The organism is Roseovarius conchicola, from assembly GCF_041403425.1.
GTDB lineage: Bacteria > Pseudomonadota > Alphaproteobacteria > Rhodobacterales > Rhodobacteraceae > Roseovarius > Roseovarius conchicola.
On sequence record NZ_JBGEHK010000001.1, the window covers coordinates 370,205 to 386,636 of the forward strand.

Here is a 16,432-nt window from a genome sequence, read left to right on the forward strand (position 1 = left end):
GGATCCTGCGTGGATATTTTAATCCTGCCTCTATCCAAGCGGGGCATATTCCTGCGGGGGATAAAGTATTGGTATTGAGATAATTTTCGTTGATATCCCACGGATAAACAGTACGGTTCCTCCCAAGAAAAACACTAACTTTATTTTCCCGGGGGGGACGGAATGAACATCGACTTTATTGGCACGAACACTGACTTTTTGGGTGATGCATTTTTTGATGCGAATGGTACGACCAATGATTTGGATGTGGTTGGCACGCCAACATCCACACAATTCACATTGCTTAATACAGCCACCGGAGTGACCACGGTAGTCACCGGCAGCGGCTTTGCGTTTTCGCCTAACGGGGACCCGCTTGGTGGGACGATAACAGGGATGAGTTTTTCCCAAGGCGGCGTGGTGCAGGGGGCAATCACGGGAATCAGCTGGAGTCTGGTGGCCTTTAGTCAGGCGTTGGATGCCATCGAGGATTCCGACGACTACGGGCCTATAGCGGCCCTGTTCAACCAGAGCCCGATAACCATTGATGCCAGCACGGCTGGCGATGGCTATGACATGTACACGGTTCTGGATGAGATCATGCCGCTGATCACACAGCCCGTCGACATCACCGGGTCGAGCTTTGGCGATGACCTGCTAGGTGGATCGGGCAATGACACGATTGACGGTGGTGACGGCACTGACGATATCTCTGGCGGCGCGGGGAATGATGACATCGCGGGAGACGGCGGCAATGACACGCTGAATGGTGACAGTGGGAATGACACGCTGTATGGCGACGCTGGCGATGACTCTCTGGATGGCGGCACGGGGGATGACACCCTGAACCCAGGGGACAATGACGGCAGCAACGGTGACTCGATCGAGGGCGGACTGGGCAGCGACACAATTGACTTTTCGCAAATTGTAACTGGTTACGTTCAACTTCAGCATAACGATCTGACTGGCCCACTGACCGTTGCGATCAACGGCGTCAATAACACAGGCAGCATTAATGCAGGTGCGCAGGGCACGGACACTCTTGTAAACGTCAACAATGTTCTCGGCGCAGGATGGACAACCGGGGGTTTGCAAGTTGTCGGTACCGACGCGAATGACACGTTCAATATTACCCTGGGCGACGAACAGTGGATGGATGTTGTCGGTGTCGAAGGCAATGACACTATCAATTTCACGTTTACCGGTACTGGTATTGCCCGCGTTTCCTATCACTTTAGCAGCGGGAATGTCGTTGCAGATCTTGGGGCCGGAACGATTACCCAGGATGGGTTTACCGACACGATTACCGGAGATTTCTGGGAACTCCGCTCTGGCAACGGCAACGATTCAATCCTTGGCAGCGCCGCAAATGAATCTTTCATCCTGCGGGGCGGAAACGACACGCTGGATGGTGGCGACGGGTTCGACAGGCTGCGATACGATCGCTCGGGCTATGATGCGGTGAATGTCGATCTGGCTGCCGGGACAGCCACCGGGACATATAATGGCAATAGCTTCACGGATACGATCAGCAATATCGAACATGTGCGCGGGTCACGGACCGGGAACGATACCATCGCAGGCAGCGGCGCGAATGAGCTTCTGGATGGCCGTGGCGGCAATGACAGCCTCAACGGGGCTGGCGGCAATGACACTCTGCTTGGTGACAGTGGGAATGACACCCTAATCGGTGGCGCAGGGAATGACCGCATCGAAGGCGGCGACGGCACCGACCTTGCCATGATCGCAGCTGATCAGGACAGTATCGTGGTCACTCTTGCGAATGGCGGTTTGATCGTTCGAAGCGCCGATGGTGCCGACTTTATCGCGAATGACGTAGAAAACGTTGAATTCAACGGCGGAAACACCCTGACCTTTGCGCAGCTTACTGCAATCGCAGGCAGTGCTTTGATCGGGGACTCAGATCCAAACACATTGTCGGGCGGCGCCAATGGCGATTTCATCTCTGGCTTTGGCGGGAATGACACGCTTTCGGGCAACGGCGGCAACGACAGCATTCTCGGTGGGGGCGGTTTCGATTCTCTTGAAGGTGGAGACGGAAACGATACCCTTCTGGGCGAAAACAACGCCGATCAGTTGATTGGCGGCGATGGTGACGACGAGATCCATGGCGGGGATGGTACCGATGTGATCGAAGGGGGCCTTGGTGCTGACGTCATCTATGGCGACAGTGGCGCTGACCGCATCTTTGGGGGCGATGGCGATGACTGGATCGATGCAGGCTTCAACTTTGGCACCTCGGTTGATGGGGTCGAAGGCGGTGCCGGCAATGACACGATCTTTGGTGGCGTCGGCTTTGACCTGCTGATTGGTGGCATCGGCAACGATGAGATCAACGGCGGCAATCAGGCCGACAATCTCTTTGGCGAGGACGGCAATGACACGCTGGATGGCGGCAACGGGTTTGACCGGCTGTTTGGCGGGGCCGGCAATGACCTGTTGCAGGATTTCGACGGGTTTGGCGGCTATTTCGGCGGGTCGGGCAACGACACGATCCAGTCCGGCGATGCGGCGAACAAGTTCTTTGGTGAAAGTGGCAATGACGTCATCGAAGCGGGCGGCGGGAATGACAGCATTGGCGCGGGCTCGGGCTTTGACCTGATCGACGCCGGCACGGGCGATGACCTGATCTTCGGGGATTTCAACGCCGATACCTTCGTCTTTGCGGATGGTCACGGGGTCGACACCGTGGGCGATTTCGATGAGTTCAACGGGCTTGAAAAGCTGGACCTGTCGGGGATCACCGGGCTGACACTGGCCGGGCTCGAACTGGGCAATGCCTCGAGCGGGGCGGCGACGCAGGTGGGCGCCAACGTGGTGATCGACACTGGCGGTGGCAATTCCATTACGCTGAATAATGTCAATATCAGCGATCTGGACAGCTCGGACTTTATCTTCTGAGGCAGCGGTGTTGGACCGTGTAGTGACATAGTCTTAGGGGTCGACCGGCACAGGACAACACCGCAGCGCGCTTCCTCGAGTTTTCAAAAACGCTTCGTCAGTAATCGGGGAAGTGGCGCGCCAGCTTGGCCTCGAGGTCAAGGGCGACGCCGTGCAACAGCTTGTGATGCAGCAACCGTTCACGCAGGGCCGGTGTGGCGACACAGACCTCGTCATAAAAGGCACGCAAGGCCTTTTCGCCGCCTTCCTCTTCAAGCATGGAAAACAACCCGTGCATATTCATTCCCGCGTCCCCGGCCAAAGGTACAGGTTTCAGCCCGGCGCGGTAGGAGCCATTTTCCAGACGATAGCGATAGGCATCGCGAAATGCCTCCCAGCTGGGCGCGTGCAGGTGGCACAGCAGGGTGCCCGACATCTCAAATGGATTGCCATCGACCTTGCCTGCCTGAAAAGCGTTGTGAATGCGCAGGCTGATCTTTTCCAATCCGGTGCGTACGAACACCTTGCCGACCACGTGGCTTAGAAAACCGCCATTGAGATGTATGCCATAGGTCGGAAAAATCTCGGCAGTCTGGGCGCGACGAGGCCCGCGATGACGCGTGACGCCCTTGCACCAGATCCGGCCCGGTGAGGGGGGATTTTCGGGGTCCGGTGCCAGCGCCTCGATCGGGCGTATGCGGGCACTGATCGCGCTGTCAGGGATGGCGGCCAATTGTTCTTCTAAAGGGCTGTGCGGCCAGATGAATTCGTCCACGTCGACATGGACCAGCCAGTCGATTTTTGGGCGCCGGTTATAGCAATGGGTGGCATTTGCGGTCTGGCGTGGCTGATGCGCATCCGGACGGCCTTTGCGGCGACGCCAATATCCGTCATCGCAGACCGTTACCCGGCATTTCGGATGCGCCTTGAGGGCGTGGCGGGCCTGCGGGTTATCCTCGTCCAGATAGATATGCACCCGGTGCGCGCCCAGATCGAGGTGATAGGCCGCGAAGGTGAGGATGTCTTTGGCCGGGGCCTTGATGGTGGAGACGATGCCCCAGGTTGCAGTGCTCATAACCGTGATCCTGCGGGTCGAGGCTGTAGGTTGCAACCAAAGGATGCTTTCGGTGGGGATATTTTTGGCAGGACAACGAGTGGAATCAGACCATCATTTCTTTCGTCGCACTTAGTGTGACATCCGGAAAATCCCGTTCCACCCGGTCGATATCCCATTGCAGGCGGGTGAGATACACGACGTCGCCATCATGATCGTGGGCGATGTGCTGTTTATTGCTATTGATAAATTTATCAATGGCTTGTTTGTCACCCTTCACCCAGCGTGCAGAGGTAAATTGCGAGGCTTCAAAGCGCACCGGCAGGCCGTATTCCAGCTCGATCCGGCTTCCGAGCACTTCAAATTGCAACGCACCCACAACGCCGACAATAAAGCCTGACCCAAGGTTGGGCTTGAACACTTTCGCGGCCCCTTCTTCGGCGAACTGCATCAGCGCCTTTTCAAGATGCTTGGACTTCAGCGGATCACCTGCACGGCACGATTGAAGCAATTCGGGCGCGAAAGAGGGGATGCCGGTGACGCGCAGGGCTTCACCCTCGGTCAATGTATCGCCGATGCGCAGCTGGCCGTGGTTGGGAATACCGATGATGTCACCTGCCCATGCCTCTTCCGCCAATTCGCGATCCGAGGCGAGAAACAGAACGGGGTTGGAAATTGCCATCGGTTTCTTGGACCGTACATGGGTCAGTTTCATACCGCGTTTGAAATGCCCCGAGGCCAGACGCAGGAAGGCGACACGGTCCCGGTGCTTAGGGTCCATGTTGGCTTGAACTTTGAAGACAAAGCCGGAAACCTTTGATTCCTCTGGCATAATCTGACGTGGGTCAGCCCGCTGTGGTTGTGGTTGGGGGCCATAAGTGCCGATGCCTTGCATCAATTCCTGCACCCCGAACGAGTTAATCGCCGAGCCGAACCAGATCGGTGTCATATGCCCTTCCAGGACCGCCTGCGAGTCCAGCGCGGGCAGCAACTCGCGGGCCATTTCGATCTCTTCGCGCATCTGATCAATCAGATCGGCAGGGACATGATCGGCGAGCTTGGGATCATCCAGACCGTTGATCTGCACCGTCTCGGCAACCTTGTTGCGGTCGGCCCGATCCATCAGCTCCAGCCGGTCGTTCATCAGATCGTAACAGCCGATGAAATCGCGCCCCTGTCCGATGGGCCAAGAGGCCGGGGTGACGTCAATTGCAAGATTTTCCTGGATTTCGTCGATGATTTCGAACGTGTCGCGGCTTTCGCGGTCCATCTTGTTGCAGAACGTCAGGATCGGCAGATCGCGCAGGCGGCAGACCTCAAACAGTTTCTGGGTCTGGCTTTCCACGCCCTTGGCTCCGTCGATCACCATGACGGCTGCGTCCACCGCCGTCAGTGTGCGATAGGTGTCTTCCGAAAAGTCCGAGTGGCCGGGTGTGTCGACAAGATTGAACCGCAGGTCATTGAAATCAAACGACATTGCCGAAGCCGAAACCGAGATGCCCCGATCCTTTTCCATCTGCATGAAGTCCGACCGCGTGCGCCGTGCTTCGCCCTTGGCACGGACCTGCCCGGCCATCTGAATGGCACCCCCGTATAGCAGGAATTTCTCGGTCAGCGTGGTTTTGCCCGCATCCGGGTGGCTGATGATCGCGAATGTGCGACGCCGCGCAATTTCGGGCGGCAAGTCGGGGCGGTTTGAGGGCATATCTGACATGCTGCGGCGTATAGCGGGCCGGGCATCGCGGCGCAATAACAAGCGCGTTGGCTGTCCTTAACTGGTCGAGGCGCGACGCAGGAGTTCGGCGGCGTCGAGATCTTTCAGCAACGTCTCTTCAACCTCGAAGGCCTGATGTGGGCGATTGGCATGCTCGGGCAGGCTGTCGGCAAGCGGGCCGGTTAGCTCGTCCGGCAGGGCGGCGCGGGTGCGGGTGTCGACCAGCAGGGTTTCCGCGGCGATGCCTTCGGCATAGATGATCTGATGTTCATCAAACAGAAGCTGGAAATAGTCCACAAAGCCGCCATCCTGCCGGGTAACGGTGTCCCCATTCACCAAATGACGCGCGCGTACCAGCACTTCGGAGCGGCCCGCGCCCAAAGCGTCCGAACGTTGATAGATGAACAGCCGGTGATCCGGGCTAACCAACAGGTCATTTTCATTGTGCAGCGTGCCCGCCTTGATGCGGATCGGGGAAAACTCACCGACCGCGCGGGTGGTGGAATGCCCGACCCAGCGCAGTTCCTGAATGCCGTCATCGCGGGTTAGGATTTTGTCGCCCACCTCAAGCTCTTCGACCGGGCGCTGTTCGCCAGAAGCTATCGTGATATGCGTGCCTCGGGTAAAGGACACGCAGGCCACCTCGGCATAGCGCTGACGGGCGGTGTCGCGGTTGATGCCGACCAGAGAATACCCCGTGCGGGGCATCATTTTGGCCAGCGGCAGGGCATACACGTCTTCGACGTCGCCCTGATCGTCCACTTCGACCAGAACCAGCACCTCGGTGGTTTGCCCACTGGCCGACATCAATGTCAGGCAACTGTCCAGAAAGACCTGCGCACCGGGATGACCAAGCGATGAGCCCTCGGCCACGGTAAAATGACCAGAGGCATCGGCGAGCAGGGAAATCGGCTCAAGGCGCGCATTGACGCCTAACTCATAGGTGTCATCCAGATCAAGCTCGTCCGCGAAAGAGACGGGATCGCCCAGGTTGGCACCATTCACCACGGTAAAGTCCCCTGCCGGATAGACAGGAATAGACTGGGCCGGTTTGCGCGACTGCGTGGGCATGAACGTGACAGGACCTGTGTAACCAAACGGGGTGCGTGCTCCCCGGTGAATGAGGTAGCCTAGGATTATGGCGTCAAAGGGTCAACGTCTTGGTGTTTTGCTGGCATTGGGGGAGGCAAGGATGCTAACCACGATTCAGCGTAAAACAAGGGAGTGTCGGAATGGATTTGGGCATCAACGGAAAACGTGCACTGGTTTGTGCGTCCAGCAAAGGTTTGGGCCTGGGTTGTGCCCGGGCGCTGGCCGAGGCCGGGGTCAATCTGGTGATGAACGCACGCGGAGCTGAAGCGCTTGAGGCGTCCGCCGCTGACATTCGCAATGACTTCGGTGTCGAAGTGGTTACCGTGGCCGCCGATGTCACCACCGATGAGGGACGCGATGCAGTCCTGTCCGAGGCGGGTGATGTCGACATCCTTGTGACCAATGCAGGTGGTCCGCCGCCGGGCATGTGGAGTGACTGGGATCGGGATGACTTTATCGCGGCTCTTGATGCCAACATGCTGACACCCATCGCACTGATGAAAGCTCTTTTACCGGGGATGATGGAGCGGGGATGGGGACGGGTGGTTAATATCACCTCGCAGTCCGTAAAATCGCCGATTGCCGTGCTGGGATTGAGTAATTCGGCGCGTGCCGGTCTGACGGGTTATGTGGCAGGCACCGCGCGGCAGGTGGCCGGGCATGGTGTGAATATCAACAACCTTCTGCCCGGCATTCATGCCACCGACCGCGCCGTGGCGCTGGATACAGGTGTGACCAAGGCTCAGGGCATTTCGATGGACGAGGCCAAGGCGCAACGCTGTGCCACGATCCCCGCCGGGCGTTACGGCACCAGCGATGAATTTGGCGCGGCCTGTGCGTTTCTGTGCAGCCAGCATGCCGGCTATATCGTTGGGCAAAACCTCTTGCTGGATGGTGGCAGCGTAAACGCCACGCTCTAGGCGGCTTGCACACGGGTTTTCACGTTTACGGGAACGTGGCGAAACGGGCTGGCCGGACCAGAGTGTGATTGTTAGGGCGAGGAGAGTTTTAAAGGATCCTCGTCCATGCAAGCCACTGCCATCCTTGTGATTTTCGCCCTTGTCATTCTGGCCAGTCTGGCCGTGGCCCCGCGCCGCGCGACGATTGACGGATTTTTCGGGGGGCGTGCCGAAGATGGCCGCGCGCCAGGTCTTTGGATGCTGGTGCTGAGCCAGGTGACCACTTGGATCTTTGCTCGCTCACTGATGAATGCCGCCATTCTGGGTTATTTCTATGGCATCTGGGGGGTGCTGGCCTACACGGCCTATTACGGCTCGTTCCTGACCGGCGGGTTTGTGGTGGGCCGCTTGCGCGATGCCGGTGCCGGATCGGTGCAGGACTGGCTGATCGCGCGGTTCGGTCAGCTGGGGGTGGGATGCTACAATCTGGTGATTGCGCTGCGCCTGCTGTCGGAAGTTTTTGCCAATCTGCTGGTCGTTAGTCTGATCTTTGGCGCGGCCTTGCCCGAAGTGGGACTGGCCAAGGAAGGGGCGATTGTCCTCGTAGCCCTGCTGGGGCTGGCCTATAGCGCCTGGGGAGGCCTGAGCGCGGCACTGCGCACGGATGTGTTGCAGATGGGCGTCTTTCTTGTGGTCTTTTTCGCCGCCTTTCTGGCCCTGATCGTCAGCCCCGGGTTCGATATCTCTGCGGTCTTGACCGCTAGCGGCAGCTCGGGGTCATGGAACGGGCAGGTCTTGCTTTTGGTGGCGTTCCTGCAGGTGTTTTCCTACCCGGTGCATGATCCGGTGATGATGGACCGCGGGTTTCTGGCCGATCCATCGACCACGCGGAAATCCTTCCTGCACGCGTTCTGGATTTCCAGCCTGTGCATCATCGCCTTTGGCATGTTTGGCATTCAGGCCGCCCTTGGCGACGCTGAGTATGAGGGGGAGCTGCTGGGCACCTGGGCGCAGATGTTCCCGCCGTGGATTTATGTGGCTCTGCTGGTGTCACTTTTGATCAGCGCGCTCAGCACGCTTGATTCGGCGCTGGCCTCGGCGGCGCGGCTGGTGGTGGATGAATTGCACTTGGCCCCGCGCAGCCTTGCCGGAGGGCGCGGCGCGATGGTGATTTTCATGCTTCTGGGTGCGGCCCTGACCCTTTGGGGCAATCAAAGCCTGTTTGACGCGGTTGCCGTCAGTGGCACGGCCAGCATGTTCCTGACCCCCGTCCTGATCGTCGGATTGGTTTTGGGGCGCCCGGTGGCGCTTTCGGCTTATCTGGTGGCGTTTGGCGCCGCAATGCTGGGCGCCGTGGCGTATTTCGCGCGTGATGGTCTTTTCGCGGCTGTGCTGCCCCAAGCGCATAAATACGAGCAATTGCTGGTGATTTGCATCGCTGTTTTGCTTGTGAGTACGCTTTCCGTGTTGCTTGGCGCGCGCCGCAACGCATGAAGCCTTTGCAAGCCAGGTGTTTCCGGGTCTAGCTTTGGGGCAATTCATAGGAGGCCCCAGGATGCCAAAACCCTATCTGCATTTTGATCGTCAGGAATATGCTGACCGCCAGCACAAGGCGCGTGCCCGGATGGCTGCATTGGGCCTTGATGGGCTGTTGGTGTTCAAGGCCGAGGACAATTATTGGCTGACAGGTTATGAATCTGACGGTTTCTGCATTTTTGGGTGCCTGTTTATGGGGGCAGATGGTGGGCTGACCCATCTGGTGCGCCCGGCGGATCTGGGCAATGTCGGCTATTCCTCCTCTTGTTCGGATATCCGCGTTTCGCTGGATGGGGCGGATCAGTCGCGGGCAGAGCATATCCGGGACATGCTGCGCGATTTGGGGATGGCGGGGAAACGGATCGGCATTCAGGTCGACACGATGGGTCTGACCCCGCGGCTTTATCTAGAGATTGAAGCGGCCCTGTCCGACTGGTGCATCCTGTCCGCTGCACCAGATTTCATTCGCGAGTTGCGGCTGATCAAAAGCCCGGCAGAACTGGACTACTTTCGCAAGGCGGGCGAATGTCTGGATCAGGCCTTTGCGGCGACGGTTGAGGCAACACAACCGGGGGCTTTTGAGGGCGATATATACGCGACATTCTACGAGACGCTGTTCCGGCTGGGGGCCGATCTTCCGGCGCATATTCCACCCATTGGCGGAGGGGATGCGGCTCTGAACCTGCGTTATACATCGGGACGGCGTCATATAGGGGAGAACGATCAAGTCACGCTGGAACTGGGCCTGGCCTGGCGGCACTACCACGCCGCGGGGATGGGGGTGGTCCTGACCGGACCCGATGTGAACCCGCGCCATCTGAAAATGCATGAGGTCAGTGTGAAGGCCCTTGATGCGGTCCAGGCCAGATTGCGTCCGGGCACCACGGTAGGGGAGATTTTTGATACGTATCGCGACACTCTGGTCGATCACGACGAAGCTGATGCGGTGCTGACCGTCTGTGGTTATACCATGGGCGCGGCTTGGCCGCCCACATGGATGGAGCAGCCTCTGATTCAGGCTGGCAATCTGGTCATGCTGGAGCCGAACATGGTTTTCTTCACGCATATGATCCTGAATGACCGGCATACAGGTCTGTCGATGGCCGTGGCCGAGCAGGCGATTATCACCGAAGGCCCCCCCGAGATCATTACCCATGTGCCCCGCGTGCCGTTGATTCACGGATGATGGGTGCACATCGTTGGCCCGGTCGCTATTGCGCGCGGCGCACTGGGTTGCTATCTGGCGGCAAGCTTAACCCGATTAAATTGATCGGATAATCGACAAGAGGCCCCGTTGGAGCAAGCTGTTCCCAGACTGGAAATCAAGAACCTCATGCGTCGCTATGAGGGGCGCGTCGTGGTCAATGATGTCTCGTTGAAGGTGGCACCGGGGCAGGTGACCTGCCTGCTGGGCCCCTCTGGCTGCGGCAAGTCCACGACCTTGCGGATGATCGCGGGGGTCGAGATGCAGGACAGCGGCGAGATTTGGGTTGATGGCAATCTGGTCTGCGACACGATCTTTCGCATCCCGCCCGAGCGACGCCATATCGGCTTGATGTTTCAGGATTTTGCGCTGTTTCCCCACCTTAAGGTCGGCGAAAACGTCGCCTTTGGCCTGAGTGGTGACAAGGGCGACAAGGCAGCACGAGTGGCCGAGTTGCTGAAACGGGTGGGATTGGGCAGCTATGGCGAGTCCTACCCCCACGAGCTCTCAGGTGGTGAACAGCAGCGCGTGGCACTGGCCCGTGCCCTGGCCCCGCGCCCCCGGATCATGCTGATGGACGAGCCGTTTTCAGGGCTCGACAACCGTCTGCGGGATGGCATTCGGGATGAAACACTTGAGATTCTGCGTGAAGAGGACACCGCTGTCCTGCTGGTGACGCATGAACCGAAGGAAGCCATGCGCATGGCCGATGAAATCGCCCTGATGCGCGACGGTGAGATTGTTCAACAGGGCGCGCCTTACAACATTTTCAATGCCCCGAAGGATCGCGAGGCTGTTGCATTTTTTAGTGATATCAACGTGATACGGGGCAAATCTGAAGGCGCTTTGACGCAAACCGCGTTTGGGAAGTTTCTGACGCCCGGTGTGCCTGACGGGCAGGAGGTTGAGATCGTAATTCGCCCTCAACATGTCAAGATTGACTTTGACCGCTCGGGGCGCGGGCCGGACTCGACCATCGAAATGGGCACGCCTGTGCGTGGTGTGGTGGAACGCGCGCGTTTCATGGGCAGCGAAAGTCTGGTAGAGTTTCGTATGGATCACGATGGCAGCAAATTGCGCGCGACAGTGCCCAATGTGTTCTTGCCAAATGCGGGCAAGGTGATGTGGCTGATGCTGCGCCGTGACAAATGTTTCGTGTTTCAGACCCGCTAATTTCCGCAATAATGCACATTTGCGTGTCAATCTTGTGCATTCCATCTTTCAACCCGGGTCCGAAGGGCTTAGATAAGTTGACGAAATTCCCGGGTAATCCGAACCTGACCCGGGCAGTGGGAGAAATGCAATGCTGAACAATATTGGCCTTCCCGGCCTTCTTCTGATCGCGGTCGTGGTGCTTGTCCTGTTTGGACGCGGCAAGATTTCGTCGCTGATGGGCGAAGTTGGCAAGGGCATCACATCGTTCAAAAAGGGCGTGGCCGAGGGCACCAAGGAAATCGACGATGCCAGCGAAGAGGCGGCAGAGGCTGCACGCGACGTGACGCCCGAGACCGACAAAGACAAGGCCTGATCCTTTAGATGTTTGATCTTGGCTGGACCGAGCTGATGGTCATCGGCATCGTGGCGTTGATCGTCGTGGGGCCGAAGGACCTCCCGGGCATGTTCCGGACTGTTGGCAATTTTGTCGGCAAGGCCAAGAAGATGGCCCGCGAGTTCAGCCAGGCGATGAATGACGCCGCCGATGATGCCGGCGTCGGGGATTTGCAAAAAACCATCAAATCCGCGGCAAACCCGATGAAATCGGCGGTGGATGAGGTGAAGAAATCCACCGAAAGCTTCACCGAACAGACGATGAATTCCGGCAAGCCCAAGCTGTCGCCTGAGCGTGCCGAAGCCGCCGAGAAGATTCGCAAAAAGTCGGCCGAGATGGCGCTGGAACGTCAGGCCAAGGAAAAAGCCGAGGCCGAAGCGGTCAAACCAGCCGCCAAGAAGGCTGCAGCCAAGAAAGCGTCTGCCAAGAAACCCGCAGCGCCCAAAGCAGCAGCCAAGAAGCCAGCCGCAAAGAAACCCGCCGCCAAGGCCAGCGCCACAAAGGCCCCAGCCAAGAACACGGCTGCCAAGAAGGCCCCGGCAAAGCGCAAACCAGCGGCCAAGAAGGCGGCTGAGGACAAGGCATGAGCACCTCAAGCGATGACATTGAAGACACCAGCGCGCCGCTGATCGAACATCTGGCCGAGCTGCGCACGCGACTGATCCGCGCGGTTCTGGCTTTTCTGGCGGGCATTATCCTGGCCTTCATCGTGGCCGAGCCAATTCTGCAATTTCTGCTGGCCCCGATTGAGGAAACCCTGCGAGAGTTGGGCGATCCGGCCCCCACATTGCAATACACATCGCCACAGGAATACCTGTTTACCTTGTTCCGCATCTCGATGGTGTTCGGCTTTATCCTGGCCTTTCCTCTGATTGCGCATCAGCTGTGGCGCTTTGTGGCCCCCGGCCTTTACAAGAAAGAGAAAGCGGCATTTTTGCCCTTTGTGATCGCCTCGCCGATCATGTTCCTGCTGGGCGCGGCGTTTGCGCATTTTGTGGTCACCCCGCTGGCCATGGCGTTCTTTCTGGGCTTTGCTGATGTCAGTTCGATCTTTGCCAACCTGATGTCAGGCGCGGTCAGTGAGGTGCCTACCACGGTTGATCCCAACTTGCCGGTGGTGCCCGAGAATTTCGGTGCTGTAGTGCCTGCGACGGATGAGGGGCTGCGCATTACCTTCTTTGGGAAGGTCAATGAAAGTCTTGATATCACACTGAAATTCATCATGGCGTTTGGCCTGTGTTTCCAGCTGCCGGTGCTGCTGACCTTGATGGGTAAAGCCGGTCTGGTCAGTGCCGAGGGTCTTGGCGGTGTGCGCAAATACGCCATGGTCGGCATCCTGCTGCTGGCCGCTTTGGTCACCCCGCCGGACGTCATCACGCAGTTGATCCTGTTCACCGTGGTCTACGGCCTTTACGAGATTTCGATCTTTCTTGTCCGCCGGGTTGAAAAAAACCGCGAGGCGCGCCTGCGCGAAGAGGGCGTGTGGTTTGAAGATGACGACGACGAGGCCGAAGCCGAAGACGATGAGCTGCTAGCCGAATTCGACGAAGACGAGGGCGAGGCCGAGAAGGGCAAGTCGTGAGCGACCCTTACGAAAGGATCGCCGCTGCGCTGGAACGCATGGCCCCGGCGCCCCTTGAGGCCCCGGATTTTGACGCCGCCGATGCCTTCGTGTGGCATGTGGAGCCGGATCGTCTGGAACCTGTGGCGCAAGTGAACCGGATCGACATGGGGCTGCTTGTCGGCATTGGGCGCTCTCGTGATACGTTGTTGGAAAACACCCGTCAGTTTGCCCGGGGCCTTCCGGCCAATAACGCCCTGCTTTGGGGCGCGCGGGGGATGGGAAAATCCTCGCTGGTCAAGGCCATTCATGGGGCTGTTTGTGCCGAAGGTCTCAGCTTGAAAATTGTCGAGCTGCAGCGCGAAGATCTGCCCAGCGTGGGGCGGCTGCTGAACCTTCTGCGGACCAGCGCGCATCGCTTTTTGCTGTTTTGCGATGACCTCAGCTTTTCCCATGATGATCAGCACTATAAGTCGCTCAAGGCTGTTCTGGATGGCGGGATCGAAGGGCGGCCCGAGAACGTGGTGTTCTATGCCACGTCCAACCGGCGTCACCTGATGCCGCGTGATATGATCGAGAATGAGCGCGGATCGGCGATCAATCCCAGCGAGGCGGTCGAAGAGAAAGTGTCGCTGTCCGACCGATTTGGTCTGTGGCTGGGCTTTCATCCCTGTTCGCAGGACGAGTATCTTGAGATGATCCGGGGTTATTGTGCCGCGTATGGCGTTGAGATCGACGAGGAAACGCTGTGGGCCGAGGCGATTGAGTGGCAGGCCACGCGCGGGGCGCGTTCAGGTCGGGTGGCGTGGCAGTACTTTACCGATCTGGCAGGCCGTCGAGGGGTTACGCTGTGAGCGGGGTTCTCGCGGGGCAATGTGCCTTGATCACTGGCTGTGCGGCCCCTCGTGGGATTGGCCGCGCCACGGCCAAGCTGTTGGCTGACGAAGGCGCGACTGTGTTGGTTACTGACCAACCGGGCTTGCACCCGCTCGAAGATGGCCCACGCGAACGGATGGACCTTTTGGACGAGGTGGTGGCCGAAATCACTGTGGCGGGCGGGCTGGCCAAAGCACTGGCGCTGGACGTGACCAGAGCTGATGACATTGCCACCGTGATCAAGGCCGCTCACGCGTTTGGGGGTGTCGACATACTGGTCAACAATGCCGGGACCGTGACCGGGGCAGGACCCTTTATGGACAGCACACCCGAGCAATGGGACGTCAGCTTTCAGGTAAATCTGCTGGGCCCAATGCGATTGTCGCAGGCGGTGATCCCCGGCATGCAGGCCAAGAAAGCCGGACGGATCATCAACATGGGCTCTATCGGGGGTTTGGGTGGACGCCCTGCTTTCGGGGCCTATTCAGCGATGAAACATGGGATCACTGGGTTGACCAAGACCATCGCCGCCGAATTCGGAGTCGATGGCATTCGCTGCAACGCTGTGTGCCCGGGCTATATCATGACCGACATGCATGCCGCCTCGAACACCCGGCTGGCTGAAGCCGAGGGTGTGTCCCTTGATGAGATGAAGCAGCGCCGATACGAGGCTGTTGCCTTGCGCGATGCCGGCACGCCAGAAGATATCGCGCAGGCCGTTCTGTATCTGGCCGGGCCGCAGGGGGCCTATGTGTCAGGGATCAACCTGCCGGTGGCGGGCGGGATACAGTTGGGGCTTTGACGGCACCTTGGGAGCCAGCCTGTTAACAGCATGAAACCCTGCCCGCGCTGGGTGCCGCTCGCAACCCTACGCAGCCAGATCAGTTCAGGTACGGAATCGGATCTACACTGTCGAACCCTTTGCGCACCTCGAAATGCAGCGCAGCAGTGCCCTTCTTGCGGATCGCAGCCAGTTTCTGACCGCGTGAAACGGAATCGCCCTTCTTGACGGCAACACTTTCCACATTGGAATAGACGGTCAGCAGATTGTCGGGATGCTTGACGACGATGATCGGGATGCCATTGGTATCCTCGGTGATTGCGGCAACCACCCCGTCCGCGGCCGAGTTGACCGGCGTGCCGGGCGAGGCGGCAATGTCTATGCCGTCATTTTTGCCCTTGGAATACTCGCGGATGATGTCGCCCCGCACAGGATAGGCCATCCTTGCGTTGCTGGAAGATTTGGTCTGAGTGCCACTGAGATCAGGGGCCGCGACGGTTTTTACGGGTTCTGCCGCTGGCCGCGTGTCATTCTCGGGCAGGGGTTTCGAGGCGCTTGGAGGGGTTGGCGTGGGGCTGCCGGTGCCGGGCAGCGTGGTGGGCACGTCCGCTGGGTCAAACTTGGGTGTGGAGTTGCCGGGCAAGGCCACGGGGATCAACAGGTACTGACCTTCGCGGACGGAAAAATCGCTGCCAAGGCCGTTCCATTCGGCCAGGCTGCGCACCGAGACATCATAAAGCCGCGCGATGGTGTATGCGGTTTCACCGCGCACCACCTTGTGGCGCACAGGCTCGACGCCAACCTGCGCAGCGCCTAGCGGGGTTGCTGTTACAGGTGCTGTGTCAGCCGAGCGGATCGCGCCATCTGCAAGGGTGGTGATATCGACCCGATCGGGGTTCTGGATTGGTCCACCGGCCGGTTCCGCCACACGCCCTGGCAACGCAATGATCTCGTCTTTGCGCAGGGGATCGCCGGGTTGCATCCCGTTGTAGCGGGCCAACTCGTTCACATCCGCCCCGATCCGCGCCGCAAGTGATCCCAGGGTATCGCCACGCCTCGCCACGGCCACCTGATAGCCGGGGTAGGAAATGATCCCGCGACTATCGGGTTCAGGGCGATCTGCGGTGGCGTTGCGCGCGGCTTGGGCGGTGCTGGGTGCGTCGCCGAAAATCCCGCGCATATCCAGATCAAGGGGTTCGTCACAGGCGGCCAGCGTCAGTGCGGCGCTGCCTGCCAAAAGCGGGGCATAGGGAATACGGAAGCTCATCTCGATCAGTCCTCATCAC

At 59.0% G+C, this 16,432-nt stretch carries 14 protein-coding genes; 10 read left to right on the forward strand and 4 right to left on the reverse strand.

Annotated features, from left to right (window positions below; all coding sequences use genetic code 11):
- The first annotated feature begins 162 nt into the window (after positions 1 to 162).
- Positions 163 to 2,901, forward strand: coding sequence for a calcium-binding protein (locus V6N02_RS01680; protein ID WP_371223670.1), 2,739 nt, complete (start codon positions 163 to 165; stop codon positions 2,899 to 2,901).
- A gap of 97 nt (positions 2,902 to 2,998) precedes the next feature.
- Here V6N02_RS01680 and V6N02_RS01685 read toward each other — a convergent pair whose 3' ends face one another.
- The 3 genes from V6N02_RS01685 to V6N02_RS01695 form a co-directional block, all read right to left on the reverse strand.
- Entirely contained in the window at positions 2,999 to 3,955 is a 957-nt protein-coding gene (locus tag V6N02_RS01685; protein WP_371223672.1) for a glycosyltransferase family 2 protein, read from the reverse strand.
- Positions 3,956 to 4,040: 85 nt separating this feature from the next.
- Positions 4,041 to 5,648 carry a peptide chain release factor 3 gene (locus V6N02_RS01690; RefSeq protein WP_371223674.1) on the reverse strand — a complete coding sequence of 536 codons (1,608 nt, stop codon included), beginning with the start codon at positions 5,646 to 5,648 and terminating at the stop codon, positions 4,041 to 4,043.
- A 57-nt stretch (positions 5,649 to 5,705) separates the two neighbouring features.
- A complete protein-coding gene (locus V6N02_RS01695; protein WP_371223677.1) occupies positions 5,706 to 6,719 on the reverse strand; it encodes a Hint domain-containing protein in 1,014 nt (337 codons plus the stop codon).
- A gap of 161 nt (positions 6,720 to 6,880) precedes the next feature.
- On the opposite strand from V6N02_RS01695, the gene V6N02_RS01700 reads away from it, so the two are divergent.
- The 9 genes from V6N02_RS01700 (at position 6,881) to V6N02_RS01740 (ending at position 15,167) form a co-directional block, all read left to right on the forward strand.
- Complete coding sequence (locus V6N02_RS01700; protein WP_371223679.1) at positions 6,881 to 7,660, forward strand: SDR family oxidoreductase; 780 nt, start codon at positions 6,881 to 6,883, stop codon at positions 7,658 to 7,660.
- A 105-nt stretch (positions 7,661 to 7,765) separates the two neighbouring features.
- A complete protein-coding gene (locus V6N02_RS01705; RefSeq protein ID WP_371223681.1) occupies positions 7,766 to 9,133 on the forward strand; it encodes a sodium:proline symporter in 1,368 nt (455 codons plus the stop codon).
- Positions 9,134 to 9,194: 61 nt separating this feature from the next.
- Positions 9,195 to 10,361 carry a M24 family metallopeptidase gene (locus tag V6N02_RS01710; RefSeq protein ID WP_371223683.1) on the forward strand — a complete coding sequence of 389 codons (1,167 nt, stop codon included), beginning with the start codon at positions 9,195 to 9,197 and terminating at the stop codon, positions 10,359 to 10,361.
- 147 nt (positions 10,362 to 10,508) lie between these two features.
- Positions 10,509 to 11,552, forward strand: a complete 1,044-nt coding sequence (locus V6N02_RS01715) for an ABC transporter ATP-binding protein (RefSeq protein WP_371223685.1) — start codon at positions 10,509 to 10,511, stop codon at positions 11,550 to 11,552.
- 130 nt (positions 11,553 to 11,682) lie between these two features.
- Positions 11,683 to 11,907 (forward strand): twin-arginine translocase TatA/TatE family subunit, encoded by a 225-nt coding sequence (locus V6N02_RS01720; RefSeq protein WP_371223687.1) that lies wholly within the window; start codon positions 11,683 to 11,685, stop codon positions 11,905 to 11,907.
- Positions 11,908 to 11,915: 8 nt separating this feature from the next.
- On the forward strand, positions 11,916 to 12,515 hold the full coding sequence (tatB, locus tag V6N02_RS01725) for a Sec-independent protein translocase protein TatB (protein ID WP_371223689.1): 600 nt from the start codon (positions 11,916 to 11,918) through the stop codon (positions 12,513 to 12,515).
- Positions 12,512 to 13,510 carry a twin-arginine translocase subunit TatC gene (gene tatC, locus V6N02_RS01730; protein WP_371223691.1) on the forward strand — a complete coding sequence of 333 codons (999 nt, stop codon included), beginning with the start codon at positions 12,512 to 12,514 and terminating at the stop codon, positions 13,508 to 13,510. The genes tatB and tatC overlap by 4 nt, the downstream gene beginning before the upstream one ends.
- Positions 13,507 to 14,343 (forward strand): ATP-binding protein, encoded by an 837-nt coding sequence (locus V6N02_RS01735; protein WP_371223694.1) that lies wholly within the window; start codon positions 13,507 to 13,509, stop codon positions 14,341 to 14,343. Before tatC ends, V6N02_RS01735 begins: the two co-directional genes overlap by 4 nt.
- Positions 14,340 to 15,167 (forward strand): SDR family NAD(P)-dependent oxidoreductase, encoded by an 828-nt coding sequence (locus V6N02_RS01740; RefSeq protein WP_371223696.1) that lies wholly within the window; start codon positions 14,340 to 14,342, stop codon positions 15,165 to 15,167. Before V6N02_RS01735 ends, V6N02_RS01740 begins: the two co-directional genes overlap by 4 nt.
- Positions 15,168 to 15,246: 79 nt before the next feature.
- On the opposite strand, the gene V6N02_RS01745 is transcribed toward V6N02_RS01740, so the two are convergent.
- Positions 15,247 to 16,413, reverse strand: a complete 1,167-nt coding sequence (locus V6N02_RS01745) for a peptidoglycan DD-metalloendopeptidase family protein (protein ID WP_371223698.1) — start codon at positions 16,411 to 16,413, stop codon at positions 15,247 to 15,249.
- Positions 16,414 to 16,432: the final 19 nt, after the last annotated feature.